The organism is Methylibium rhizosphaerae, from assembly GCF_006386545.1.
Lineage (GTDB): Bacteria > Pseudomonadota > Gammaproteobacteria > Burkholderiales > Burkholderiaceae_C > Pseudorivibacter > Pseudorivibacter rhizosphaerae.
Window position 1 is genome coordinate 142,170 of sequence record NZ_SWAR01000003.1, and the last position, 24,500, is coordinate 166,669.

19 protein-coding genes are annotated in these 24,500 nt (G+C 68.7%); 10 read left to right on the plus strand and 9 right to left on the minus strand.

What is annotated here, in order from left to right:
• Positions 1-6: 6 nt before the first annotated feature.
• The 3 genes from E8D38_RS03340 to E8D38_RS03350 are packed head-to-tail and all read right to left on the minus strand — an operon-like array spanning position 7 to position 2,498.
• Positions 7-339 (minus strand): Mpo1-like protein, encoded by a 333-nt coding sequence (locus tag E8D38_RS03340; RefSeq protein ID WP_140626315.1) that lies wholly within the window; start codon positions 337-339, stop codon positions 7-9.
• A gap of 42 nt (positions 340-381) precedes the next feature.
• The gene (locus E8D38_RS03345; RefSeq protein WP_140626316.1) at positions 382-1,194 is read right to left on the minus strand and encodes an alpha/beta fold hydrolase; all 813 of its coding nucleotides are present in this window, start codon (positions 1,192-1,194) and stop codon (positions 382-384) included.
• Positions 1,191-2,498 (minus strand): O-acetylhomoserine aminocarboxypropyltransferase, encoded by a 1,308-nt coding sequence (locus tag E8D38_RS03350; RefSeq protein WP_140626317.1) that lies wholly within the window; start codon positions 2,496-2,498, stop codon positions 1,191-1,193. Before E8D38_RS03350 ends, E8D38_RS03345 begins: the two co-directional genes overlap by 4 nt.
• A gap of 127 nt (positions 2,499-2,625) precedes the next feature.
• Between E8D38_RS03350 and E8D38_RS03355 the strand changes: the two genes are divergently transcribed.
• The 5 genes from E8D38_RS03355 to E8D38_RS03375 all read left to right on the plus strand — a co-directional run bounded on the left by E8D38_RS03355 (position 2,626) and on the right by E8D38_RS03375 (position 9,956).
• Positions 2,626-3,090: a CBS domain-containing protein gene (locus E8D38_RS03355; RefSeq protein WP_140626318.1), complete on the plus strand. Its 465-nt coding sequence runs from the start codon at positions 2,626-2,628 to the stop codon at positions 3,088-3,090.
• A gap of 136 nt (positions 3,091-3,226) precedes the next feature.
• A complete protein-coding gene (gene aroC, locus E8D38_RS03360) occupies positions 3,227-4,327 on the plus strand; it encodes a chorismate synthase (protein WP_140626319.1) in 1,101 nt (366 codons plus the stop codon).
• 73 nt (positions 4,328-4,400) lie between these two features.
• Entirely contained in the window at positions 4,401-5,417 is a 1,017-nt protein-coding gene (locus E8D38_RS03365) for an aldo/keto reductase (protein WP_140626320.1), read from the plus strand.
• 113 nt (positions 5,418-5,530) lie between these two features.
• The gene (locus tag E8D38_RS03370) at positions 5,531-6,721 is read left to right on the plus strand and encodes an efflux RND transporter periplasmic adaptor subunit (RefSeq protein ID WP_246099336.1); all 1,191 of its coding nucleotides are present in this window, start codon (positions 5,531-5,533) and stop codon (positions 6,719-6,721) included.
• A 16-nt stretch (positions 6,722-6,737) separates the two neighbouring features.
• Positions 6,738-9,956: an efflux RND transporter permease subunit gene (locus E8D38_RS03375; RefSeq protein WP_140626321.1), complete on the plus strand. Its 3,219-nt coding sequence runs from the start codon at positions 6,738-6,740 to the stop codon at positions 9,954-9,956.
• Between the two features lie 37 nt (positions 9,957-9,993).
• Here the strand turns inward: E8D38_RS03375 and E8D38_RS03380 are convergent, their stop codons facing one another.
• Complete coding sequence (locus tag E8D38_RS03380) at positions 9,994-10,704, minus strand: phasin family protein (RefSeq protein WP_140626322.1); 711 nt, start codon at positions 10,702-10,704, stop codon at positions 9,994-9,996.
• 157 nt (positions 10,705-10,861) lie between these two features.
• Positions 10,862-11,920, minus strand: a complete 1,059-nt coding sequence (gntR, locus tag E8D38_RS03385; protein WP_140626323.1) for an HTH-type transcriptional regulator GntR — start codon at positions 11,918-11,920, stop codon at positions 10,862-10,864.
• Between the two features lie 162 nt (positions 11,921-12,082).
• On the opposite strand from gntR, the gene E8D38_RS03390 reads away from it, so the two are divergent.
• The 5 genes from E8D38_RS03390 to E8D38_RS03410 all read left to right on the plus strand — a co-directional run bounded on the left by E8D38_RS03390 (position 12,083) and on the right by E8D38_RS03410 (position 19,145).
• A complete protein-coding gene (locus E8D38_RS03390; protein WP_246099337.1) occupies positions 12,083-12,592 on the plus strand; it encodes a gluconokinase in 510 nt (169 codons plus the stop codon).
• The gene (locus tag E8D38_RS03395) at positions 12,589-13,095 is read left to right on the plus strand and encodes a TRAP transporter small permease (protein ID WP_140626324.1); all 507 of its coding nucleotides are present in this window, start codon (positions 12,589-12,591) and stop codon (positions 13,093-13,095) included. Before E8D38_RS03390 ends, E8D38_RS03395 begins: the two co-directional genes overlap by 4 nt.
• 1 nt (position 13,096) lies before the next feature.
• Positions 13,097-14,377 (plus strand): TRAP transporter large permease, encoded by a 1,281-nt coding sequence (locus E8D38_RS03400; protein WP_140626325.1) that lies wholly within the window; start codon positions 13,097-13,099, stop codon positions 14,375-14,377.
• Between the two features lie 32 nt (positions 14,378-14,409).
• The gene (locus E8D38_RS03405) at positions 14,410-15,426 is read left to right on the plus strand and encodes a TRAP transporter substrate-binding protein (RefSeq protein ID WP_140626326.1); all 1,017 of its coding nucleotides are present in this window, start codon (positions 14,410-14,412) and stop codon (positions 15,424-15,426) included.
• Positions 15,427-15,647: 221 nt separating this feature from the next.
• Entirely contained in the window at positions 15,648-19,145 is a 3,498-nt protein-coding gene (locus E8D38_RS03410) for a PAS domain S-box protein (RefSeq protein ID WP_181178908.1), read from the plus strand.
• 22 nt (positions 19,146-19,167) lie between these two features.
• Here E8D38_RS03410 and E8D38_RS03415 read toward each other — a convergent pair whose 3' ends face one another.
• The 4 genes from E8D38_RS03415 to E8D38_RS03430 all read right to left on the minus strand — a co-directional run bounded on the left by E8D38_RS03415 (position 19,168) and on the right by E8D38_RS03430 (position 24,491).
• Positions 19,168-20,508 (minus strand): metallopeptidase TldD-related protein, encoded by a 1,341-nt coding sequence (locus E8D38_RS03415; protein WP_140626328.1) that lies wholly within the window; start codon positions 20,506-20,508, stop codon positions 19,168-19,170.
• Positions 20,505-21,965 (minus strand): TldD/PmbA family protein, encoded by a 1,461-nt coding sequence (locus E8D38_RS03420; RefSeq protein ID WP_140626329.1) that lies wholly within the window; start codon positions 21,963-21,965, stop codon positions 20,505-20,507. Before E8D38_RS03420 ends, E8D38_RS03415 begins: the two co-directional genes overlap by 4 nt.
• An 89-nt stretch (positions 21,966-22,054) precedes the next feature.
• On the minus strand, positions 22,055-23,263 hold the full coding sequence (locus E8D38_RS03425; protein WP_140626330.1) for an AGE family epimerase/isomerase: 1,209 nt from the start codon (positions 23,261-23,263) through the stop codon (positions 22,055-22,057).
• Between the two features lie 28 nt (positions 23,264-23,291).
• Positions 23,292-24,491 carry an AGE family epimerase/isomerase gene (locus E8D38_RS03430; RefSeq protein ID WP_140626331.1) on the minus strand — a complete coding sequence of 400 codons (1,200 nt, stop codon included), beginning with the start codon at positions 24,489-24,491 and terminating at the stop codon, positions 23,292-23,294.
• Positions 24,492-24,500 lie beyond the last annotated feature (9 nt).

Sequence of the window (24,500 nt, forward strand, 5' to 3'; positions counted from 1 at the left end):
CGCCCGTCAGAGCTTGATCTTGCCGGTCCAGATGTCCTTGTACATAGCCCAGTCGCCCATGAAGCTGTACAGCGGGCGCTTGAAGGAGGCGGGCTTGTTCTTCTCGAACACGAAGTGCCCGATCCAGGCGAAGCCGTAGCCGCACAACAGGCCGTACAGCAGGTACTGCGGCCGGCCGGTGATGGCCAGCATCGCCAGGCATGCCAGCGCGAGGGTGGATCCGGCGAAGTGCAGGCGCCGGCAGGTGCGGTTGCTGTGCTCGCTCAGGTAGAAGGGATAAAACTCATCGAAGCTCTTGAAGCTCTTCGGGTCCACGCCAGGGGGCGCAACGGTCGACATTCGGACTTCCTCTATCCAACGACTCAGGACAACGGGACGGACTCACGACAGCAAGTCACGCAGTCCATTCAATACGCCGTCCGGTGCCTCAGACATCAGGGAATGCCCGGCATTGAGGTAAAGAACCCTCGCTTGCGTGGCCTGTGCCATCTCACTCGCGGACTTAGGGATGGCCATGCTGTCCTTTTCGCCGAGCAGCATGCCGACGCGGCATTGCAGCCGTGCCGCTGCCGCCAGCCCGTTGGCGTACTGGTTGCAGGCGTTGAAGTCGATCGAGAACAGGTTGTCGCCTGCATGCGCCAGGGCGTAGCCGGCCTGCAGACGGCGCATCAATGCCCGGTTTGCCCCATGCAGCCAGCTGCCGGGTCCGGGCGCGGAGGGCTTCGCCGACAGCGTGCTGTGTGAAAAGACATTCACCCGGTCGATCGCGGCCAGCGGTGTGTCGCGCCCCATGTCGAGCAGCGCAGGCGTGACCTTCATCGGGTAGGCGGTGCCCACCATCACCAGCCGCGTGGCGCGCTCGCCCAGCCGGGCTGCCGCCTCCAGACCGATGAGCGAGCCCATGCTGTGGCCGACCAGCGCGACCTGTCGCACTCCGGCGACGTCGAGGAGCGCCACCAGCCAGTCGGCCATGGCTTCGACGCTCGAAAGCGCCGGGCCCGCGCTGCGGCCGTGGCCGGGAAGGTCCACTGCCATGACGGCACGCCCGTGGTGTGCGAACCAGCGGCTCTGCAGACCCCACACGCTGTGGTCGTGCAGCGCACCGTGGACGAACACGACGCAGGGCAGGGCGGCATCGAATGCCTTGCCGCCGGTGTAGACATAGGCCTCGCGGCCCTGGACCTGCAGCTTCATTTCGACGCCCCCGCCTTTTCAGCCGCCTTGAGCGCCCGGCCCAGGTCCTCGACCAGGTCGTCGGCACTCTCGAGCCCGATCGACAGCCGGATGGTGCCCTGGGTGATGCCCGCCTGCGCGAGCGCGGCGTCGTCCATGCGGAAGTGCGTGGTCGATGCAGGGTGGATGACGAGCGAGCGGCAGTCGCCCACGTTGGCCAGGTGCGAAAAGATCTTCAGTGTCTCGATGAAGCGCCGGCCCTGGGTGCGGTCGCCCTTCAGGTTGAAGCTGAACACCGAGCCGCAGCCGCGCGGCAGCAGCGTGCGGGCCAGCGCATGGCTCGGGTGCGACTCGAGCTCGGGGTAGGCCACGCTTTCGACGAAGGGCTGCCGGCACAGGAACTCCACCACCTTGCGGGTGTTGGCCACGTGCCGCTCCATGCGCAGCGAGAGCGTCTCGATGCCCTGCAGGATGAGCCAGGCGGTGTGCGGGCTCATGCAGGCGCCGAAGTCGCGCAGCCCTTCGCGGCGCGCCCGCAGCAGAAAGGCGCCCGCGGTGCTTTCCTCGGCGAACACCATGTTGTGGAAGCCCTGGTAGGGCTGGGTCAGCTCGGGGAAGCGGCCTGACTTCTCCCAGTCGAACTGCCCGCTGTCCACCAGCACGCCGCCGATCACGGTGCCGTGGCCGGACAGGAACTTGGTGGCCGAGTGGTACACGAGGTCGGCGCCGTGGTCGAACGGCTTCATCAGGTAGGGCGTCGTGAAGGTGGAGTCCACCAGCAGCGGCAGGCCGTGCTCATGGGCCACCGCGCTCACCGCGGGAATGTCCAGCACGTCGAGGCCCGGGTTGCCGAGCGTCTCGCCGAAGAGCAGCCGGGTGTTCGGCCGGATGGCGGCGCGCCAGGCGTCGATGTCGCCCGGGCGCACGAAGGTGGTCTCGATGCCGAAACGCGCCAGCGTGTAGTGCAACAGGTTGTGCGAGCCGCCGTACAGCGCCGAGCTGCTCACGATGTGCGAGCCCGCACCGGCCAGCGTGCAGATGGCCAGGTGCAAGGCGGCCTGGCCGCTGGCGGTGGCGATCGCGCCCACGCCGCCCTCGAGTGCGGCCATGCGCTCCTCGAACACCGCGTTGGTGGGGTTCGAGATGCGCGAGTACACGTGGCCCGCGCGCTCCATGTTGAACAGCGAGGCCGCATGGTCGCTGTCCTGGAATACGAAGGAGGTGGAGAGGTGGATCGGCGTGGCCCGCGCGCCGGTGGCGGGGTCGGGGCTGGCACCCGCGTGCAATGCGAGCGTGTCGAAGCCGGGGTCGGCGTAGCCGGGCATGGAGTCTCCTTGTGGGATCGGGCCGTCGGGCGGCGAGCATCCTGCAAAGGTTTGCAGGGGCGCCGCTCTGGTGTTCGCCGGGCATTGTGGGCTATATTGATTTCGACCTGCCCCCAAGGAGACCCCCATGAAAGTCAGCGACATCCTGCGCGTCAAAGGCGGCACGCTCTACACCGTGGTGCCCGAGCAGCCGCTGGCAGAAGCGCTGCGCACCATGGCCGAACGCGACATCGGCTCGCTGGTCGTCATGGACCATGGCGATCTCGTCGGGATGCTCACCTTCCGCGAAGTGATCCAGGCAGTGGTCGGCAACGGCGGCTCGGTCGGCTCGACCCTCGTGCGCTCGGTGATGGACGACCACCCGCTCACCTGCACGCCCGAAACCGAGATCGACGAAGTGCGCCGCATGATGCTCAACCGGCATGCGCGCTACATGCCGGTGATGTCGCAGAAGACGCTGATGGGTGTCATCTCCTTCTACGACGTGGCCAAGGCCGTGGTGGAAAGCCAGGACTTCGAGAACCGCATGCTCAAGGCCTACATCCGCGACTGGCCGGTCGAGGAAGAGCAAGGCTCGCAGCCGCAAGCCTGACCCGGCATACGTGCCCACGGCCGGCACACCAGTTGCCGGCCGTTTGCCTTTTGGGCGGGTGCATCGAGGCGCCCCCCGTAAAATCGGCCTTCCGTTGCGCCCTGCATCCCGGGCCCGGCCTTTTTCCCGTCTCCCCATGTCCGGCAGCACCCTCGGTCACCTCTTCACCGTCACCAACTTCGGCGAATCGCACGGCCCGGCCATCGGCTGCGTGATCGACGGCTGCCCCCCCGGCATGACCCTGAGCGAAGCCGACATCCAGCCCGAGCTCGACCGGCGCCGCCCCGGCACCTCGCGCCACGTGACGCAGCGCAACGAGCCCGACGCGGTGGAGATCCTCTCCGGCGTGTACGAAGGCCGGACCACCGGCACCCCCATCTGCCTGCTGATCCGCAACACCGACCAGCGCAGCAAGGACTACGGCAACCTGCTGCAGACCTTCCGGCCCGGACACGCCGACTACACCTACTGGCACAAGTACGGCATCCGAGACCCGCGCGGCGGCGGGCGTTCCTCGGCGCGGCTCACCGCGCCGATGGTGGGCGCCGGTGCCATCGCCAGGAAGTGGCTGCGCGAGCAGTACGGCACCACCTTCCGCGGCTGCATGACGCAGCTCGGCGAGCTGCCCATCCCGTTCGAGGGCTGGGAGCATGTGCCCGACAACCCGTTCTTCGCCGCCAATGCCAGCAAGATCGCCGAACTCGAGGCCTACATGGACGCGCTGCGCAAGGCGGGCGACTCGGTGGGCGCACGCATCCAGGTCGAGGCGGTCAACGTGCCGGTGGGCCTGGGCGAGCCGCTGTTCGACAAGCTCGATGCCGACATCGCGCACGCGATGATGGGCATCAATGCGGTCAAGGGCGTGGAGATCGGCGCCGGCTTCGCCAGCGTGTCGCAGAAGGGCACCCAGCATGGCGACGAGCTGACCCCGGGCGGCTTCCTGACCAACAACGCCGGCGGCGTGCTGGGCGGCATCAGCACCGGGCAGGACATCACCGTGTCCATTGCCATCAAGCCGACCAGCTCGATCCGCACCGCCCGCCAGTCGATCGACCTCGACGGCCAGCCCACCAGCGTCGAGACCCATGGCCGCCACGACCCGTGCGTCGGCATCCGGGCCACGCCGATTGCCGAGGCGATGCTGGCGCTGGTACTGATGGACCATGCGCTGCGCCACCGGGCGCAGAACGGTGACGTCCGCGTGACGACGCCGCGCATCGCCGGCCCGAAGGGCTGAGCGCCCAAGACCCACACACAGCAAGGCCAGCCAAGCCGGCGTAGGCTGCGCAGCTCTTGTGAGGAGCTCGCGCATGCAATACACCCGTCTTGGCAACACCGGCCTTTCCGTCTCGCGCATCGCGCTGGGCATGATGACCTACGGCACCCCTGAGTGGCGGCCCTGGGTGCTGCAGGAAGAGGCCAGCCGCCCGCTGGTGAAGCGGGCTGTCGAACTGGGCGTCAACTTCTTCGACACGGCCGACATGTACTCGGGCGGCGAAAGCGAGGTGCTGACCGGCCGTTTCATGCGCGAGTTCTGCCGCCGCGAAGAAGTGGTCATCGCCACCAAGGTGTTCTATCCGGTCGGCGTCGAATTCGGCGGCGTGGCGCCTTCGCCGCAGCCGGCGCCCAACCGCGCAGGACTCGGCCGCAAGTACATCTTCCATGCGGTCGACGCCAGCCTCGCGCGCCTGGGCACCGACTACATCGACCTCTACCAGATCCACCGCTGGGACCCGGCCACGCCGATCGAGGAAACCATGGAGGCGCTGCACGACGTGGTGAAGGCCGGCAAGGTGCGCTACATCGGCGCGAGCTCGATGTGGGCCTGGCAGTTTGCCAAGGCCCAGCAGGTCGCCAGGGACAACGGCTGGACGCGCTTCGTCAGCATGCAGAACCACTACAACCTGGCCTACCGCGAAGAAGAGCGCGAGATGATCCCGCTGTGCCGCGACCAGGGCGTGGCGCTCATTCCGTGGAGCCCGCTGGCGCGCGGCTTCCTGGCCGGCAACCGCAGCCGGGGCGATGCCGAGGCGGGCGCCACCTCGCGGGCACAGACCGACAACCTGGCGCAGAGCTTCTACTACCGCGACAGCGACTTTCGCACCGTGGAGCGGCTGAAGGCGATGGCGGCCGGGCGCGGCGTGAGCGCCGCGACGCTGGCCTATGCCTGGCTGCTGCACCGCGGCGTCACGGCGCCCATCGTGGGCGCCAGCAAGCTGCCGCAGCTCGACGATGCCGCTGCAGCGGTGGCGTTGTCACTGTCGCCCGAGGAAGTGGCAGCGCTCGGCGAGGGTTACGAGCCGCACCCGGTGATCGGCCACAACTGAGGCTCGAGCGGACCCGCGATCCATCCGGAGGTTCCACGGCTCGTACCCCGGAATCTGCAATCCGTCGCAATGGGGAGAGCCAGCCGGGAGGGTGACTCCTACACTGCCGGCCCATGAACACGTCGATACAGACTGGGGCGCCCGCTCACAAGGCACGGCGCCGGATGTGGGTGGGGGGCGCGATCGGCCTCCTGGTCGTGGCTGGCGTCGCGCTCACGTTCGCGCCCCGCCCGGGCAGCGGCTCGAAGGGCGCCAAGGACAAGGTGGCGCCGCCGCTGGAGTTCACCCCCGCCGAGGTGGTGAGGCCGGCCCTGGCTTCGCTGCCGCAGCTGATCGAGTTTTCCGGGCCGCTGGTGGCGCCGCGCACGGCGGTCGTGCGGGCGAAGACCGCCGGCACGCTGCTGTCGCTCAAGGTGGCCGAGGGCCAGCGGGTCAAGGCTGGGCAGCCGCTGGGCGAGATCGACCTGGCCGACCTGCAAAGCCGGGTGGCCGACCGCGCCGCCGCGGTGGAGTCGGCGCAGGTGGCGCTGGTCGATGCCGAGCGTCAGCACGCAGCCAACACCGGGCTTGCCAGCCAGAACTTCATTTCATCGACCGCGCTGCAGTCGTCCCAGGCGAGGCTCGATGCCGCGCGGGCCCAGCTCAAGTCGGCCCAGGCCCAGCTGGCGATGTCGCGCGTGGGGGTGCGGGAGGCGGCGCTGGTGGCGCCGATCGCCGGGATCGTCGGCAAGCGGCATGTGGTGCCAGGCGAAAAGGTGAGCGCCGAGCAGCAGCTGTTCACCGTGGTGGACCTGTCTTCGCTCGAGGTGGCCGGCACGGTGGGCACGCACGAGGTGTCTGCGCTGCGGCCCGGCATGACGGTGCAGGTGACGGTGGAGGGAGACGCGAAGCCGCATGAAGGGCGCATCGACCGCATCGCACCGGCTGCCGAGCCGGGCACTCGCGCCATCGGCGTGGTGGTGGTGCTCGACAACCGCAAGGAGCTGCTGCGCGCCGGGCAGTACGCGATGGCCCGCGTGACGGTGGCCGATCCGGCGCAACGGATGGTGCTGCCGGCCACCGCCATCGGCAGCACCGCGGGGCAGGACCACGTCTGGACCATCGAGAACGGCGAGCTGCTGCGCCGTGCGGTGACCACCGGGCGCCGCGACGAGGCCAACGGTCGCGTCGAGGTGCTCAAGGGGCTCACGCATGACGCGGTGGTGCTGGCCGCGCGCTTCGACAACCTGCGCGAAGGCAGCAAGGCAGTGGTGACGCAGGCGGTGCCGGTGGCCTCCGCCCCCGCATCGTCCAACCTCAAGTGATCGGCGAGGGCGCACCATGTGGATGACGCGCGTCTCCATCAACAACCCCGTGTTCGCCACCATGGTGATGGTGGCGCTGTGCGTGCTGGGCCTGTTTTCGTATGCGCGCCTGGGTGTCGAGCAGATGCCCGACGTGACGCCGCCGATCGCCTTCGTGGACGTGGCCTACCCGGGCGCTTCGCCCGAGGCGGTGGAGCGCGAGGTCACCAAGCGCATCGAGGAAAGCCTCAACAGCATTGCCGGAGTCAAGCGCATCACCTCGCGCAGCTTCGAGGGCCGCAGCCAGACCCAGGTGGAGTTCACGCTCAATGCCGACATGGGCCGCGCGATGCAGGACCTGCGCGACAAGCTCGGCGTGGTGCAGTCGGCGCTGCCGCGCGACGCCAAGACGCCCACCGTGCAGCGCTTCGACAACGACAACGCCCAGCCCACCGTGGTGATGGCGCTGGTGTCCGGATCGCGCAGCGCACGCGAGCTGTCGATCATGGGCGACCAGAACGTCGGCAAGCGGCTCCAGCGGGTCGAAGGCGTGGCGCGGGTGGACATCGCAGGCCTGGCCCTTCGGGAGGTGCGCATCGACCTCGACGCGTCGCGGCTGCGCGCCTACGGCATCACGCCGGCCGAGGTGAGTGCGGCGCTGGCGCAGGCCAACACCGACCAGCCGGTGGGCCTGCTCACCGATGCGCGGCAGGATGCGATCCTTCGGGTGGAAGGGCGGGTGCGCGACCCGCGCGATTTCGTCGACGTGGTGGTGGGCCGGCGCGGCAACCTGCCGTTGACGCTGGGCGACCTGGGCACGCTGGTGGAGCGGGAACGTGAGCCGGACTCGGTGGCCCGCATCAACGGCCAGCGCGCGGTCACCTTCAATGTCTTCAAGCAGCAGGATGCCAACATCGTGGCCACCGGCGAAGCGGTGAAGGCGGCGATGGAGGAGATCCGCAAGACGCTGCCGGCCGACGTGGAGCTGCGGCTGATCTTCGCGTCGAGCGACTTCGTGAAGGGCTCGCTGTCGGGCCTGCAGCACACGCTGATCGAGGGCGCGCTGCTCACGGTGGCCATCGTGTTCCTGTTCCTGCATTCGTGGCGCAGCACCATCATCACCGGGCTCACGCTGCCCATCGCGGTGATCTCCAGCTTCATCGCCGTGCATGCCTTCGGCTTCACGCTGAACTTCATGACGATGATGGCGCTGTCGCTGTGCATCGGCCTGCTGATCGACGACGCCATCGTGGTGCGCGAGAACATCGTGCGCCACGTGGCCATGGGCAAGGACCACCACACCGCTGCGCTCGAAGGCACCGACGAGATCGGCCTGGCGGTGATGGCCACCACGTTCGCGATCTGCGCGGTGTTCGTGCCGGTGGCCTTCATGGGCGGCATCGTGGGCAAGTTCTTCTATCCATTCGGCATCACCGTCGCCGTGGCGGTGCTGGTGAGCCTGTTCGTGAGCTTCACCCTCGACCCGATGCTGTCGAGCGTGTGGAAGGACCCGCCGAACGCGCGGCTGAAATCATGGCCGGTGATCGGCCATGCGATCCGGGCCACCGACAGGTCGATGGACATGCTGCATGCGCTCTACGAGCGGCTCATCCGCTGGGCCTTCAGCGCGCGGCGCTACCGGCTGCCGCTGCCGGCCTATGCGCGCCCGCTGGGCGCCGACGGCCAGCGCAATGCCTCCTTGCCGCGCCGCCTGCGCTGGGCCAGCATCACGCCGCGCGCGCTGATCCTGCTGGCCGGCGTGGCGAGCTTCGTCGTGGCGCTGATGCTTGCGCCGCTGGTGGGCAGCGAGTTCGTCCCCGAGACCGACCAGGGCTTCACCCAGCTGTCGCTGCGCATGGCGGTGGGTTCGAGCCTGGAGCGCAGCGATGCCAAGGTGCGCCAGGTGGAGGAGATCGTGGCGTCCTTCCCGGAGGTCCGCAACGTGTCCACCAACGTCGGCGGCCAGGGCAACGGCTTTGCGGTCGGCCGGGCGCAGGCCACGCTGAACATCGGGCTGGTCGATCGCCGCGAGCGCAGGCGCACGCAGAAGCAGGTCGAGGACGCCATCCGCGAGCAGATCGCCAGGATTCCCGGCATCGAGGTGCAGGTCGGTTTCAACCGGCCGATCTATGTCGCCATCCTGGGCAACGACCCGGAAGGGCTGATCCGCATCGCCAACGAGTTTGCCGAGAAGGTCAAGAAGATCCCCGGCGTCGTGGACGTGGACCTGTCGGCCAAGCCGGGCCTGCCGGCCTATGCGGTGCGGCTCAAGCCGGGCGCGGTGCGCGAACTCGGCCTCACGCCCATTCAGCTGGCCTCGTCGCTGCGCGCCTATGTGAACGGCGAGGTCGCCACCTACTGGACCACGCCCGACGGCGAGCAGGTGGAGGTGCTGCTGCGCCTGCCCGAAGCGCAGCGCGAGCGGGTCGACCAGATGCGCCTGCTGCCGGTGGCCTTCTCGCGCGACGGCACGCCGATCGCGCTGGAGACGGTGGCCGACGTCGTGCCGGTGAAGAACCCCGACGTGATCCGCCGCCAGAACCTGCAGCGCCGCGAGGCCCTGTTCGCCGGCGTGCAGGGGCGCCCGGCCGGTGACGTGGGCGCCGAGGTGCAGAAGCTGGTGAAGGAAACCAGCCTGCCGCCCGGCTACAGCTTCGACGTGGGCGGCGACACCCAGCAGCAGCAGGAGGCCATGCGCGGGATGATGGGCGCGATGCTGCTGGCGGTGATCTTCATCTACATCGTGCTGGCCAGCCAGTTCGGCAGCTTCCTGCAGCCGGTGGCCATCATGGCGTCGCTGCCGCTGTCACTCATCGGCGTGATGCTGGCGCTGCTGTTCTGGCGCTCCACGCTCAACATCTTCTCGATGATCGGCCTGGTGATGCTGATGGGCCTGGTGACCAAGAACGCCATCCTGCTGGTTGACTTCGCCAACCACATGCGCCGCGCCGGCATGAGCATGGCCGACGCGGTGCTGCAGGCCGGCCTCGTGCGCATGCGGCCCATCATGATGACGACCGCGGCCATGGTGTTCGGCATGCTGCCGCTGGCGCTGGCACTCAACGACGGCGGCGAGATCCAGGCGCCGATGGGCCGGGCGATCATCGGCGGCGTGATCACCTCGACGCTGCTGACGCTGGTGGTGGTGCCGGTGCTGTATTCGTATGTGGCGCGCGACCGCCGCAAGCCTGCCGGACGCGCGGCTGCGGTCAGCGGTTCGAGCGCCCAGCCGGGCGATCCGGCGATCGCCGAGTGAGCGTGAGCCGCCGCGGCGGCTCACGGCGTTGCCGTCTTCAGTGCACCGAGCGGGGCGAACCCTGCGTGTCGCCGCCCAGGCCCGACCAGGAGAACCAGTCCTTCCAGGCCGAGTTGGCCAGCGTCATGGCTTCGCGAGCGGCTTCCTGCGAAGGCCACAGCAGCGGGCTGGCGATCAACGGGTTGACCACGTGATCGACGCTCGCCTCGATCTCTTCGGCCGCGCCGGGGGCGTCGGTCTGCGCCAACTGGGTCCATTGCAGCGCCGAACCCCAGAAGCTGCTCTGCAGCCGGCTGGCAGACTCGGTACCCCGAGTGAAGCCGTCGAGCACCGCGGCGGAGGTCACTTCCGCCAGGTGCGTCCAGTGGGCGAGGGCGCCTTGCAGGTCTTCACGCAGCAGCGTGAGCTGCAGGCCGACCACGTCGTTCAGGTTGCCCACGCTGTCGATCTGCTCGGCGACCTGCGCATGGGCCGCCTGCGCCTTCTGGTTGGCCTCGAGCTGCGCCTGGCGAACGGCTTCTGCCGTCCTGAGCAGCGCCTGGGCTGCTTCGACCTGCGCAGTCAGTTCGACCTTGCCCAGCTGCAGCCACGCGGCCCAGGCGTTGTGCAAGGCGGTGGTGGGCGCATTGACGGCCTGGCCCACGAGCGTTTCGGCCGGCGCGGTTTCTGGGGCAGGGCTGCTGCGTGAGGCTTTCTCCGAGGAGGACGTGGTGCTGCTGCCGCTGCTGCGGCGGGAACGGGTGGCCATGCTGATTTCTCCAGGGGGTGAGGCGGGTTCGACCTGCCCACCAGGGCGCGGTGGGCCTGCAATGACAGCGAACCGCCACCATAGGCCTTGCACGCCTCGGCTACAAGCGCATTTAGCTGCCTGTTACCGTGTCGTGGGCCCGCCCCGGAGCAGCGCCTCAGCTGCTGGCGCGTACCACCACGTCGTAGCCCAGCCGCACGCTCGACGCGGGCGGCGTTTCGCCGCGCATCAGCTTCAGCAGCATGTTGGCGCCGGCCTCGCCCACCTCGAAGCGCGGTGTGTGCACGGTGGTGAGCGGCGGCAGCATCTGGTCGCTGCCGGCTAGATCGTTGAAGCCCGCCACCGACAGCTGCTCGGGCACCTTCACACCCAGGCGGTGCGCCGCCAGCAGCCCGCCTTGCGCGAGGTCGTCGTTGCAGAAGAACACCGCGTCGATGTCCTTGCGCGTCTTCAGCAGCTCGTCGAGCAGCTGCGCACCCAGCGCGATGGACGAGCGCTCCGGGCTCAGCAGCTCGAGCCGCGCGTCATAGAGGCCGGCGGTGCGCAAGGCGCGGCGGTAGCCCTCGGCGCGCTGCAGCGTGCGGGGGTCCAGCTGCGCCGCCACGAAGGCAATGCGCTTGCGCCCGCGCGCCAGCAGGTGGTCGGTGATGGCGGCCCCCGCCTCGTTTTGCGAGAAGCCGACGCAGTACACGCCGGGCGCGTCGGTGGTTTCCATCAGGTGCACGCAGGGCAGGCCGCTGGCGGCGATGAGCTGGCGGCTCGCCTCGGTGCGGTCGAAGCCGGTCACCAGCAGGCCGGCGGGGCGGTGGGTGAGGTAGCTGCGCAGCAGCTGCTCCTCTTCCTGCGGGTCGTAGTGGGTCACGCCGATCAGCGTCTGGTAGCCGGCCGGGAACAGCGTGCGGTGCACCGCCTCCAGCAGGTCGACGAACAGCGTGTTCGACAGCATGGGCACCAGCACCGCCACCTGTGTGCTGCGCGACGATGCCAGCGCCCGCGCGGCCGGATCGGGTACGTAGCCCAGTTGGGCCACTGCTTCGTTCACCCGGGCCACCAGTTCGGGCGCCACGCTCGACAGGCCGCGCAGCGCCCGCGACGCGGTGATGGGGCTGACCCCGGCTGCTGCAGCCACGTCCTGCAAGGTGACGCGGCCGCTCGAGCGGCGGCGACGGGCCGGGGCGTCGGGTGGCGAAGAAGGCGGTGCAGCCGGAAAGCTCATGCGGGTAATCCCTCAAATTTTCGTTGTGAGTATGGCCTAGGATAGCGCTACCCAAGCATAGGGAGAAGCCCCAAAGCCGGAACGCGCACCGATACTGGCGCCGTGGCAGGGGCATTTTTTGTCAGAGAAGAGATAGCGCTGTCTTAAGAATTCGGTGGATCGATGAAGCAGATCGTTGTCATGGGCGTGGCCGGTTGCGGCAAGTCCAGCGTGGGCCAGGCGCTGGCCCGGTCGCTGGGGTGGACCTTGATCGAAGGCGACGACCACCATCCCGAGGCCAACCAGGCCAAGATGCGCGCCGGCACGCCGCTGACCGACGAAGACCGTGCCGGCTGGCTCGACACCCTGGGCCGCCTGCTGGCGTGTCCGCCTGGGCAAGCCGGCGTGGTGCTGACTTGCTCGGCGCTCAAGAAGCGCTACCGTGACCAGCTGCGCCTGCATGCGCCGGCCGTGCATTTCGTCTGGCTGCGCATCGACGAGGCCACCGCGCTGGAGCGGGTCACGCGGCGCGCCGCGGAACACCTGTTCCCGCCCAGCCTGGTGAAGAGCCAGTTCGCGGCGCTGGAGCCGCCGCTCGGCGAGGCGGGCGTGCTTGCGGTGGACGCGACCGAAGAGATCCGGCAGATCACCGAACGGGTGGTGGCCTGGGTCAAACAGGAGACCAAGCAATGAAGGCGCAACAGGCGCAGGCCCGATCGGGCTGGCTGACCCGCATCACCGAAGCCCTGATGGCGCTCTCGCTCGCCGGCATGGTGGTGGCGGTGTTCGTGAACGTGGTGCTGCGCTACGGCTTCCACACCGGCATCGTGTTCTATGAAGAGCTGTCGCGGCTGCTGTTCGTGTGGCTGGTGTGCGTGGGCGCGGTGCTCGCCAGTGCCGAGGGCAAGCACCTCGGCTTCGACATGCTGACCTCGCGGCTCAAGGGCCTGCCCGCGAAGCTGTGCTGGTGGGTGAGCCAGGCGCTGGTCGGGTTCGTCCTGCTGCTGGTGCTCAAGGGCTCGTGGGAACAGGTGAAGGCCGGCCTGGGCAGCTTCAGCACGGTGATGGGCTATCCGCTCGCGCTGGCGGCGGCCTCCACGCTCGTGATGGCGGTGGGCATGCTGGCCCTGCTGGCGTTCGAGCTGGTGCGAGGCCGGCCGGTCGAGCACCACGAAACCGACGTGGGAGTCGAGTGAGATGCTGGTCACCGTCATCTTCCTTGCGGTGCTGCTGGCCGGCATGCTGATCGGCATGCCCATCGCCCACTCGCTGGTGCTCACCGGCGTGGCGCTCATGTGGTACCTCGACTTCTTCGATTCCCAACTGCTCGCGCAGAACCTGCTCGCCGGTTTCGACAGCTTCCCGCTGCTGGCGGTGCCGTTCTTCATCCTGGCCGGCGAGCTGATGAACGTGGGCGGCCTGTCGCGCCGCATCATCGACCTGGCCCGCGCCTTCGTCGGCCACATCCGCGGCGGCCTCGGCTACGTGGCGATCGCCGCTGCGATCCTGCTGGCCTCGATGAGCGGCTCGGCGATCGCCGACACCGCGGCGCTGGCCACCATCCTGCTGCCGATGATGCGCGACCAGAAGTACCCCGACAGCTACAGCGCCGGGCTGCTGGCTTCGGGCGGCATCATCGCACCGATCATCCCGCCGTCGATGCCGTTCGTGATCTACGGCGTCACCACCAACACCTCGATCAGCAAGCTGTTCCTGTCGGGTGTGTTCCCCGGCCTGATGATGGGCCTGTTCCTGCTGTTCGCCTGGTGGTGGATCGCGCGGTCGCACCGGCTCGCGCCGATGGAGCGCACCGGCTGGGGCGAACGCGGGCGGGCGCTGGTGCGCAGCATCTGGGCGCTGATGATGCCGGTGATCATCCTGGGCGGCCTGAAGTTCGGCGTGTTCACGCCCACCGAGGCGGCCGTCGTGGCGGCCGTGTACGCCCTCGTCGTGTCGATGTTCGTCTACCGCGAGCTCGGCTGGGGGCAGGTCCGGCAGGTGTTCATCGCCGCCGGCAAGACCACCGCGGTCGTGATGTTCCTGTGTGGCGCCGCCACGGTGACGGCCTACATGATCACGCTGGCCGACCTGCCCAACCAGCTGGCCGGCACCTTCGCGCCGGTGATGGACCGGCCGGTGCTCTTCATGGCGCTGATGATGGTGTTCCTGCTGTTCGTGGGCACCGCGATGGACCTCACGCCCACCATCCTGATCTTCGGTCCGGTGTGCGCGCCGCTGGCCATGAAGGCCGGCATCGACCCGGTGTACTTCGGCTTCATGTTCATCTTCGTCGGCTCGCTCGGCCTCATCACGCCGCCGGTGGGCACGGTGCAGAACGTGGTGGCCGGCGTGGGCCGCCTGCGCATGGAAACCGTCATCAAGGGCACCAACCCGTTCCTCATGGTGTACCTGGCGCTGCTGGCCCTGTTCGTGTTGTTCCCCTCGCTGATCCTCACCCCGTTGAAATGGATCCATTGAGATCCATCGTCGTTGCCTACAAGGAGACTCTCATGACCCGACTCAAGACCCTCATCGCCGCACTTGGCGTGGCCTTTGCCGCCCACGGCGCCGCACTCGCGCAGGACATCAAGCCGCGCCTCATCCGCTTCGGCTACGGACTGCAGGAGCAGAGCAACCAGGGGCGCGCGGTCAGGCTGTTCGCCGAAGAGGTGGAAAAGGCCTCGGGCGGCAAGATGAAGATCCGCGGCATCGGCGCGGCCGCGCTCGGTTCCGACGTGCAGATGCAGCAGGCGCTCATCGGCGGCGCGCAGGAGATGATGGTCGGCTCCACCGCCACGCTGGTGGGCATCACCAAGGAGATGGCCATCTGGGACACGCCCTTCCTGGTCAACAACGCCAAGGAAGCCGACGCGCTGCTCGACGGTCCCATCGGCGAGAAGGTGAAGGCCAGGCTCGACGAGAAAGGCCTGGTGGGCCTCGTGTACTGGGAGAACGGCTTCCGCAACCTCACCAACAACAAGCGTGCGGTGGCCAGGCTCGAAGACCTCGACGGCATCAAGCTGCGGGTGATGCAGAACAACGTGTTCCTCGAGAGCTTCAAGACGCTGGGCGCGAACGCCGTGCCGATGCCGTTCTCGGAGTTGTTCACCGCGCTCGAGACCAAGACGGTGGACGGCCAGGAGAACCCGTACAACACCATCCTCTCGTCCAAGTTCTACGAGGTGCAGAAGTACCTCACCGTGACCAACCACGTCTACAGCCCGTGGATCGTGCTGGTCAGCAAGAAGTACTGGGACGGCCTGTCTGCCGCCGAGAAGAAGGTGCTGATGGACGCCGCCCGGAAGAGCCGCGACTTCGAGCGCAAGGACACGCGCGAAGAAGCCGCCAAGGCGCTGGCCGAGCTCAAGGCGAAAGGCATGCAGGTCAACGAACTCTCGCCCGCCGAAGCGGCCCGCATGCGCGACCGGCTCACCCGCGTGAATGCCGGCATCGCGGCCAACGTGGGCATGGACCTGTGGAACGAGGTGCAGGCCGAGCTGACGAAGTTGCGGGCGGCCAAGCGCTGAACGGCACGGCCTGAGGCGCTGGCGGGGACGGGGCAATCCTGTCGCCCGCCAGCGACGCGTCAAGGCGGTTTCTTTTTTGTAGCGAAGTCTTTTTGCGGTGCCGCAGGGGCCATCGCGTCCTATGCTTGGGGGTCGGCCGATTCACCGCTCTCATGCCCCAACCCCCCCTGTCCGCCCCGTCTTCATCGCGTGTCCCGCCCTTTCTGCAGGGCGGCGGCCTGATGGCGGGCCTGATACGCGAGCATGACTGGAGCCGTACGCCGCTCGGGCCGATCGAGCAGTGGCCGCAGAGTCTGCGCACCGCACTCAACCTGGTGCTGCAAGCCGAGCAACCCACATACCTGGCCTGGGGACCGCACTACCAGTTCTTCTACAACGACGCCTACCGTCCCATCCTCGGGCTGCTGAAGCACCCGGCGGTCGGGCGCACCGTGCCCGAGATCTTCCCGGAGGTGTGGGACCAGATCGGCAGCTGCCTCGATGCTGCGCGCACGCACGGTGCCGTGGTCACGCGGCGCGACCGCCTGCTTGCCTTGCAGCGCTACGACTACGTCGAGGAGTGCTACTTCAACTCCACCTACAGCCCGGTGTGGGACGAAAGCGGCGAGGTGGGCGGCGTGGTGGTGTCGGTGCAGGAGGTCACCCTGCGCGTGGTGGGCGAAAGGCGCCGCCGCACCCTCAACGAACTGGCCGCACGGGCGGCCGAGCCCGGCAGCCTGGACCAGGCCTGCGCGCAACTGGTCGCGGCCATGGACCACAACCACCACGACCTGCCGTTCGCCCTGCTGTACCTGCAGTCGGCCGACGGCACCTCGTTGCGGCTGGCCGGATCCACCGGCGTGTCGCCGGGCACGGCGGCCGCGCCGCTGCAACTGGCCTTGCAGGCCGACGCCCCCTGGCCGCTGGCCCAGGTGATGAGGGAACGCAGCCCGGCCATCGCAATGGACGCGGGCGCCACCATCGGCGTGGTCGAGGGCTGGCCCTGGCCGGAGGCCCTGCGCTCGGCCGTGGTGCTGCCGATCACCGGGCTCGACGTCGACCAGCCTGTTGGCGCACTGGTGCTGGGCGTGAACGCCCGGCGTGCACTCGACGACCGCTACCAGAGCTTTCTCGAGCGGGTGGCCGGCCATGTGTCCACCGGCATCGCCACGGCGCAGGCCGCCGAACGCGAGAGGCTGAGCGAACTGCAGGCGGCCGACGCCGCGGCGCGGGCCGAGATCGCCATCGACAACCTGCGCCTGCGCCATTTCGCGCAGCAGGAACTGCGCGACCGCACCCGGGCCGAAAGAGCGCTGTATGCCAGCGAGGAGCGCTATCGGCGCCTCGTGCAGGCCCTGCCGGCCGCCGTGTACACGACCGACGAGCGCGGCCGCATCACCTTCTACAACGAGGCTGCGGTCAAGCTGTGGGGGCGTGCACCGCTGCTGGGCCAGGAAATGTGGTGCGGCTCCTGGCGCATCTACACGCAGCAGGGCCGGGCGCTGGAGCCGGAGCGCTGCCCGATGGCCATCGCGCTCAAGGAAGACCGTGCCCTGCTGCGCGAGGAAATCGAGATCGAGCGCCCCGACGGCACGCGCCGCCAGGTGCTCGCGCACCCGCAGCCCATGCACAACATGCTGGGCGTGCTCACCGGGGCGATCAACATCCTGGTGGACATCACCGACCTCAAGACGGTGCAAAACGAACTGGCCGCCACCAAGGACGACCTGTCGCGCCACGTGGATGCGCTGGCGTCGCTGCACGACCTGGCGATGCGACTGGCCGGCACCCGGGAGTCGACACCGGCCCTGCAGGCGGTGCTGGCCGCACTGCTCAACCTGCACGAGGCCGATTTCGGCCTCGTGTCTCTCTACAACCCCGCCACCGGGCTTCTGGAGCCGGCCGCCTCGATCGGCTTCGACGACGCCTCGCTGCAGGCGCTGGGCAGCGTCAAGCCGGGGCCGGCCAGCGGTGCCAGCGGCACGGCCTTCTTCACCGGCGAGCGGGTGGTGGTCGAAGACGTGTTCACCGATACCCACCAGGCGGCGTATCACGAAGCGGCCTTACGCATGGGTTTCCGCTCGGTGCATGCCACGCCCATCCGCACCCGCAGCGGCGAGGTGCTGGGCGTGCTGTCGGTCAAGTTCCGGCAGCAGCGCGGGCCGACCTGCCGCGAGGTGCAGGTGGCCGACATGTGCGCGCGCCATGCCGCCGAGATCGTCGAAGGGGTGCATACCCAGCTCGCGCTGCTCGAAAGCGAGGAACGCTTCCGCCACATGGCCGATCACGCGCCGGTGATGATCTGGCTGGCCGAGGTGGACGGCTCCTGCAGCTACCTGAGCAAGAGCTGGTACGAGTTCACCGGGCAGAAGCCGCAGGAGGCGCTCGACTGGGGCTGGCTCGGCGCGGTGCACCCCGAAGACCGCGTGCGCGCGGAGACGACCTGCCGCCACCTGGACAAGCTGCGCCAGCCCTATCGGCTCGAATACCGCCTGCGGCGGCGCGACGGCGAGTACCGCTGGGTGACCGACAACGTGACGCCGCGCTTCGCGGCCGACGATCGTTTCGTCGGCTTCGTGGGCTGCGTGATGGACGTCACCGAGGACCGGCGCAAGGAAGAGGCGCTGCGCAGCGCCGACCAGCGCAAGGACGAATTCCTCGCCACCCTGGCGCACGAGCTGCGCAATCCGCTCGCGCCCATCAGCAACGGGCTGCAGGTGCTCAAGTGGAGCCTCGACCCGGCGCAGGTGGCGCGCACGCGCGAAGTGATGGAGCGGCAGCTGGCGCACATGACGCGGCTCATCGACGACCTGCTCGACGTGAGCCGCATCAGCCTGGGCAAGATCGAGCTCAAGTGCGAGCGCCTCGAGCTCGCCTCGGTGCTGCAGAGCGCGGTGGATGCGAGCCGCCCGCTGATCGATGAATTCGGCCATGAGCTGATGCTGGACCTGCCGCGCGAGCCGCTGCCGCTGCATGGCGACATGACACGGCTGGTGCAGGTATTTGCCAACCTGCTCAACAACGCCACCCGCTACACCCCCAAGGGCGGGCGCATCGAGGTGCGCGCCGCGCGCGAGGGCGCGGAGGTGCGGGTCAGCGTGCGGGACAACGGCATCGGCATTCCGGCCGACAAGCTCGAGCGGGTGTTCGACATGTTCGTGCAGATGGACCGTTCGCTGGAGCGCCGCTACGGCGGCCTGGGCATCGGCCTCACCCTGGTGAAGCGGCTGGTCGAGCTGCACGGCGGCAGCGTCGATGCCGTGAGCGATGTGGGGCAGGGCAGCGAATTCGGCGTGCGGCTGCCGTTGCTCGAGCTGCCGGCTGTCGCCGACGCGCCGGCACCACGACGGGAGGCCCGAGGCGGCGCGCGCCGGCGGGTGCTGGTGGTCGACGACAACCGCGACTCCGCCGAGACCATGAGCATCCTGCTCGACCTGATGGGCCACGACACGCGCCTCGCCCACGACGGCCTCGAAGCGCTGGAAGCCGCCCAGAGCTTCCAGCCCGATGTGGTGCTGCTCGACATCGGCCTGCCCAAGCTCAACGGCTACGAGGTCTGCAGGCGCCTGCGCGAGGACCCGGCCGGGCAGGACATCGTGGTGGTGGCGCTCACCGGCTGGGGACAGGCCGAGGACCAGCGGCGTTCCAAGGAAGCCGGATTCGACAGCCACCTCGTCAAGCCGGTGGAGCCGGCCCGGCTCGAAGACCTGATCGCCAGCCTGGGCGTCGCGCACGCCTGACGGGGCCGCCCAGGCTCCTGGGTCAAAGCGTGAGGGTGAACCCCTCGACCAGCGCGCCCGGTGAAGACACCGAGCTCAGCTGCCGGGCACCGTAGGTCACGGTTTCCGGGAGCAGCTCGGCATTGCGGGTCAGCGCCACCAGTCCGCCGGGGCCGAAGAGCCGCAGGAAATCGTCGTCGAAGCGCATCACGTTCAGGGGCGCCACCAGCTCGCCGTTTTCGACCCAGAAGCAGGCGAAGCGCGTCATGCCGGTCATGCGGCAGGCCTGCCGGTCGCTGTAGTTCAGGTAGTGCAGGTTGCTGAGGTACAGGCCGGTGCCCAGCGTCTTCAGCACGTCGGCCTCGGCCAGCGTGCCTGCACCCAGGCTCAGGGCTTCGGGTGTTTCCTGGGCGGTGGCGCCGTTGGTCGCCAAGCCGTACTCGCGTGCAGAGCGCGGCGAAATCAGGCTGCCGGCGTGGCGCCCGTCGGTCACGAGGGCCACAGACTCCGGCCGGGTGAAACCCTTGGCGGTGAAGGCCGCGGCCATGCTGCGGCCGGTGGCTTCCTCGATCTGCACGCCGGCGTCGAGCGCCACGTCACCGCGCACCAGCCGCATCAGAGAAGACGTGCCGGTCTGGCGGGCCTTCAGGCTGAAGCCGCCCCAGCCCAGCATGCCCACCAGGTCGGCCGCGGCGGCCGGCGCGAAATAGGTGCGGTAGGCCCCCGGGGCGAGCGTGCGGGGCGGTTGCTCGAGCAGCTTCACCCGCTGAGCCGCCTCGTCGACCCGGCGCGCAAACTCGGCCGGCTCCCAGCGGGCGCCGGCGTAGCTGGTCTTCACGGCCTTGTCAGCCGCGTGGTACAGGCACCATTCGAAGGTGAAGGCTTCGACCCTGTGCCAGTTGCGCTGGCCGCGGCTGTCGGCAAACGCACGCACCATCGGCCCGCCGGCGTAGAAGCCCACGAGGTCCAGACCGCAGGCATGCTGGCGCACCGCATCCATCACCTCGGCCGGCTCGGGCAGCACCCCGTGGTCTTCGCGGGTGGTGCTCACCACCGTGTCGGGCAGCAGCAGGTAGGGGTCTTCGGGCAGCTGGGCGAGGTCGCGCAGCAGGCGGTCGCGCTCGATGTTCAGCGCACGGGTGTCACGGTCATGGTCGCCGCTCAGCGCGAGAGTGGACTCGGCCGAGCGCTGACCCCGCACCACCGCCACAGTGGCATGCGCCTGGGTCACATGGGTGGCCTGGCGCACGGCGGCCTGGTTGAAGCGCAGGAAGTCGGAGGCTTCCGCTACCAGGTGCAGGCTCACCCGTTCGTCGCTGCCGCCCGCCTGGCAGACGCCTGCAGCGAGCTGCTCGAAGTAGGCGCGTTGTGTCAATGCAGTCATTGCGCACCTCCGAACACAGCCACCTTCGCGAACTTGCACACCGGCGCCGCGTGTCCCACGCGGATGATCTGCGCCGGCTCGCCCTTGCCGCAGTAGGGGGTGCCCATCACCTCGAAGGTCGAGCCGTCGCCCACCATCGCGAGCGACCGCCAGAAGGTGGCCGAGATGCCGCGGTAGTTGGGGTTGCGTACCACCTCGGCGAGCCGGCCGTTGCGGATGACGCGGCCGTATTCGCAGCCGAACTGGAACTTGTTGCGCGAGTCGTCGATGCTCCAGGAGCAGTTGGTGTGCATCAGCACGCCGTGCTCCACCGAGCCGATGATCTGGTCGAACCCGGCATCGCCCGGCTCGACGTTGAGGTTGCTCATGCGGTCGATCGGCGCGCGGTTCCACGAGCTGGCGCGGGTGGTGGCCACGCCGGCCAGTTCGAAGCCGAGAGCCCGGGCCCGAGCCTGCGAAATGGCGCCGCCGAGCGGGCGCTTCAGGATGCCGCGCTCGATGATGAACTGCCGTTCGGCGCCGGAGCCGTCGTCGTCGAAGGCGAAGCCGGCGAATTCGTAGGCCTGGCTGGGGTCGTAGGTGACGTTGAGCAGTTCGCTGCCATAGGCATAGTGGCCGAACATGTCCATCGTCACGAAGCTGGTGCCGGCAAAGTTGCGTTCGTCCCCGAGGATGCGATCGAGCTCCAGCGGGTGGCCGATGGACTCGTGGATCTGCAGCATCATCTGGTCGGGCATGAGCACCAGGTCCATCTCGCCGCTCGGGCACTGCGGCGCCAGCACCAGCTCGAGGGCCTCGCGCGCCACCCGCGGGCCATCGCTCTGGAAGCCTGCGCGCTCCAGCACTTCAAGGCCGCCTTGCTGGCAGAAGCCGTTGTACTGGCCGGCCGACGACCGGGTCTGCGTCACGCCGTTGGCATGGGCAGTGGCCTGGATGGCCGGCGTGAGCATGCGCCAGTGCTGCTCGGCGCGCCCGCCCTCGCTGGTGACGAAAAGCTGGTCGGTGTGCACCGACCACAGGCTCACCGACCAGTCGACGATGCGGTCTTCGGTGCCCTTGGTCGCGGCGCTCACGGTGTGCAGCAGGTCGAGCTTGGCCGCCAGGCCCAGGGTCGAGGTGCTCTGCTGCACCGGGCTTTCATAACGGCCGCTGGGCCGCGGCATCTGCAGCGATGCGTAGTTGAAGACCGTCTTGCCGGCACTGGCGCGCGCCAGCGTGGTGGCGCGCGAGAAGGCTTCGCGCAGGCCCGCCTCCGAAGTGTCGGAGGTCGCCGCGTAACCCAGCCCGCCGTCGATCACCGTGACCATCACGCCTTCGTCGCGGCTCTGGGCTGGTGCCTCGGCCACGTTCTGCCGCACGCACAGCTGTTCGGAGCGTTCACTGACGCCGCGCACGGCCCAGTGTTGGATGCCTGACGGCGCGGCCTTGCGCGCCTGGGTCTCTAGCGTGTCGAGCATGGGTTGCGCCTCGCTTTCGGCTGGCGCGAGCCGCGGGTGGCGGCTCACGCTGGAAACAGGGTGAGGCGCAGTGTAGCCCTCGCTTCCCTTCAGGCCGGCAGCGCGGTCAGCGCCAGGTAACAGGCGCCCAGGGTGTGGTAGTCGGTCTTGCCCGCCTGGCCCTTGAAGTCGTCGAGCTTGCGGTTGTCGCGGCTCAGCGTGTGAAACCAGGCGCCGTGTTCATGGTCGATGAAGTAGGTCCAGGCGTACGACCACAGCCGGTCGAACCATCGCCAGTAGTGCTCGACACCGGTGCATTGCCCGAGCAGGGCCGCCGCGGCAATGCTCTCGGCCTGGGTCCAGAAGAACTTGCGGTCGTCGATCACGGTGTGGCCGTCAGGCCCCAGGCGGTGGCGCAGGCCCAGCTCGGTGTCGTCCCAGCCCCGCTGCATGGCAGCATCGAACAGCGACTGCGCGCGGCTCACCAGCCATTCCTGCGGCTTCAACCGGTTGAGGATGAGCAGCAGCTTGGCCCATTCGGTCTGGTGGCCGACCTGGAAGCCGTAGGCGCGGAACAGCAGGTCGGTCTGGTCGCGGTGGTAGTCCCAGTCGGTGGTCCAGTCGCGGCGATGGTTTTCCCAGATGAGGCCGCCGGTGAGGTCGGCCTGGCGCAGGGTGATGTTGCGTGCCAGCTGCTCGGCGCGGTCGAGGAAGCGCGCCTCGCCGGTGGCCTCGAAGGCGCTGAGCAGCGCCTCGCAGATGTGCATGTTGGCGTCCTGGCCGCGGTAGGGCCGCAGGCTGCCGTCGGCGGTGGCTTCGTCCGCATAGAGGCCGGGGCCCGATTCCCAGAACACGTCGTTCAGGCGCGTCCAGGTGTCGTCGAGCCATTCGCGGGCCTCGGTGACGCCGGCCATGAGCGCATGCGCATAGGCCAGCATCACGAAGGCCAGGCCGTAGGCGTATTCGGTGTCGTCGATCACCTGCACCTGCTGCGGCTCGCCGTGCACACGCACCGCCCAGGCATAGCGGCCGGTGGCCGGGTCGAGGTGCGCCTCGCGCAGGAACCGCAGGCCGTGGCGCACCGCGTCGAGGTAGGTGGGCGCACGGAAGTGCGTGTGCGCCATCGCGTAGTTGAAGATGAAGCGGGTGCTGTTGACGAGGTAGCGCGTCTCGCGGTCGAAGACCGTGCCGTCGTCCGTGAAGAAGTGGAAGAAGCCGCCGCTGCGGTCGATGCAGCGCGGGTGATAGAACGACATCGTGTGGAAGATGTGTTCCTTCAGGAAGGCAGCGGAGCGGTAGTGCGGGAACGTTGAATGCATCGAGCGGACCGGCGAGGGGCGGCGGTTCTTATGCAGGGCCGTGGCCCAAGGCCTGCAGCACTTCGTAGCAGGCGCCCATGGTGTGGTAGTCCACCTTGCCGGCCGGGCTCTTCTCGTCGCTGAGCTTGCGGTTGTCCTGGCTCAGGATGCGATACCAGGCGCCGTGCCGGTGGTCCACCAAGTGGGCCCAACTGTAAGCCCACAGGCGGTCGTACCACTGCCAGTAGCGTTGCTCGCCGGTGCGCACGGCCAGCAGGGCCGCTGCCGCCAGGCTTTCTGCCTGCACCCAGAAGTACTTGTCTGCGTCGCACACGCTGCGATCCGGGGCGAAGCCGTAGACCAGGCCGCCGTGTTCGTCGTCCCAGGCGTGCTGCATGGCCGCGTCGAACAGCGCGCAGGCTCTCGGCAGCAGCCACGGGCTGCTGCGATGGCGCTCGAGGATCAGCAGCAGCTTGGCCCACTCGGTGAGGTGGCCGCTCTGGAAGCCCCAGGGGCGGAAGATGTTGGTCTTGTCGTGGCGGTTGTAGTCCCAGTCCACCGACCAGTCGGCGTGGTAGTGCTCCCAGATGAGGCCGCCGGCCAGCGAGGCGCGCTGCTGGGTGAAGGTCGTGGCCAGGGTTTCGGCGCGGTCGAGGAAGCGCTGGTCGCCGGTGGCTTCGTAGGCGGCCAGCATGGCTTCGCAGGCATGCATGTTGGCGTTCTGGCCGCGGTAGGGCTTGCGTTGCCATTGCGCGTCGGCCTCGTCGGCATAGGCCCCATGCTGGGGCTCCCAGAAGCGCTGCTCCATCAGCGCATAGGTGGCATCGAGCCCCGCACGGGATTCCTCGATGCCGGCCATCAGGCCGTGCGCATGGGCCAGCAGCACGAAGGCGAGGCCGTAGCAGTGGTTGGTGTCGTCCCGCACCTGCGCCACCCGGCCGTCCCGCCAGTCGAGCATCCATGCATAGCCGCCGGTGGCCGGGTTGCGGTGCGCCTGCTCGAGGAAGCGCAGGCCGTGGCGCGCGCCTTCGCGCCAGTGCGGCTGGCCGAAGTGGCGGTAGGCCATCGCATGGGTGAAGACGAAGCGCGTGCTGCTGACGAGGTGGCGCGTGTGCCGGTCATAGACCGTGCCGTCGTCCTTGAAGAAATGGAAGAAGCCGCCGGTCGGGTCGGTGCAGCGGCCGTCGTAGAAGGCCTGCGTGTGCAGGATGTGCTGGCGCAGGAAGTCGGGGGAGCGGAAGTCGGGCATGGGTGTCTT

Coding starts and splice junctions, on each gene's coding strand:
- E8D38_RS03365 (WP_140626320.1), top strand. CDS start 4,401: ATGCAATACACCCGTCTTGGCAACACCGGCCTTTCCGTCTCGCGCATC.
- E8D38_RS03420 (WP_140626329.1), bottom strand. CDS start 21,965: ATGCTCGACACGCTAGAGACCCAGGCGCGCAAGGCCGCGCCGTCAGGC.
- E8D38_RS03400 (WP_140626325.1), top strand. CDS start 13,097: ATGCTGGTCACCGTCATCTTCCTTGCGGTGCTGCTGGCCGGCATGCTG.
- E8D38_RS03345 (WP_140626316.1), bottom strand. CDS start 1,194: ATGAAGCTGCAGGTCCAGGGCCGCGAGGCCTATGTCTACACCGGCGGC.
- E8D38_RS03390 (WP_246099337.1), top strand. CDS start 12,083: ATGAAGCAGATCGTTGTCATGGGCGTGGCCGGTTGCGGCAAGTCCAGC.
- E8D38_RS03350 (WP_140626317.1), bottom strand. CDS start 2,498: ATGCCCGGCTACGCCGACCCCGGCTTCGACACGCTCGCATTGCACGCG.
- aroC (WP_140626319.1), top strand. CDS start 3,227: ATGTCCGGCAGCACCCTCGGTCACCTCTTCACCGTCACCAACTTCGGC.
- E8D38_RS03395 (WP_140626324.1), top strand. CDS start 12,589: ATGAAGGCGCAACAGGCGCAGGCCCGATCGGGCTGGCTGACCCGCATC.
- E8D38_RS03375 (WP_140626321.1), top strand. CDS start 6,738: ATGTGGATGACGCGCGTCTCCATCAACAACCCCGTGTTCGCCACCATG.
- E8D38_RS03415 (WP_140626328.1), bottom strand. CDS start 20,508: ATGACTGCATTGACACAACGCGCCTACTTCGAGCAGCTCGCTGCAGGC.
- E8D38_RS03340 (WP_140626315.1), bottom strand. CDS start 339: ATGTCGACCGTTGCGCCCCCTGGCGTGGACCCGAAGAGCTTCAAGAGC.
- E8D38_RS03380 (WP_140626322.1), bottom strand. CDS start 10,704: ATGGCCACCCGTTCCCGCCGCAGCAGCGGCAGCAGCACCACGTCCTCC.
- E8D38_RS03425 (WP_140626330.1), bottom strand. CDS start 23,263: ATGCATTCAACGTTCCCGCACTACCGCTCCGCTGCCTTCCTGAAGGAA.
- E8D38_RS03370 (WP_246099336.1), top strand. CDS start 5,531: ATGAACACGTCGATACAGACTGGGGCGCCCGCTCACAAGGCACGGCGC.
- E8D38_RS03355 (WP_140626318.1), top strand. CDS start 2,626: ATGAAAGTCAGCGACATCCTGCGCGTCAAAGGCGGCACGCTCTACACC.
- E8D38_RS03405 (WP_140626326.1), top strand. CDS start 14,410: ATGACCCGACTCAAGACCCTCATCGCCGCACTTGGCGTGGCCTTTGCC.
- E8D38_RS03410 (WP_181178908.1), top strand. CDS start 15,648: ATGGCGGGCCTGATACGCGAGCATGACTGGAGCCGTACGCCGCTCGGG.
- gntR (WP_140626323.1), bottom strand. CDS start 11,920: ATGAGCTTTCCGGCTGCACCGCCTTCTTCGCCACCCGACGCCCCGGCC.
- E8D38_RS03430 (WP_140626331.1), bottom strand. CDS start 24,491: ATGCCCGACTTCCGCTCCCCCGACTTCCTGCGCCAGCACATCCTGCAC.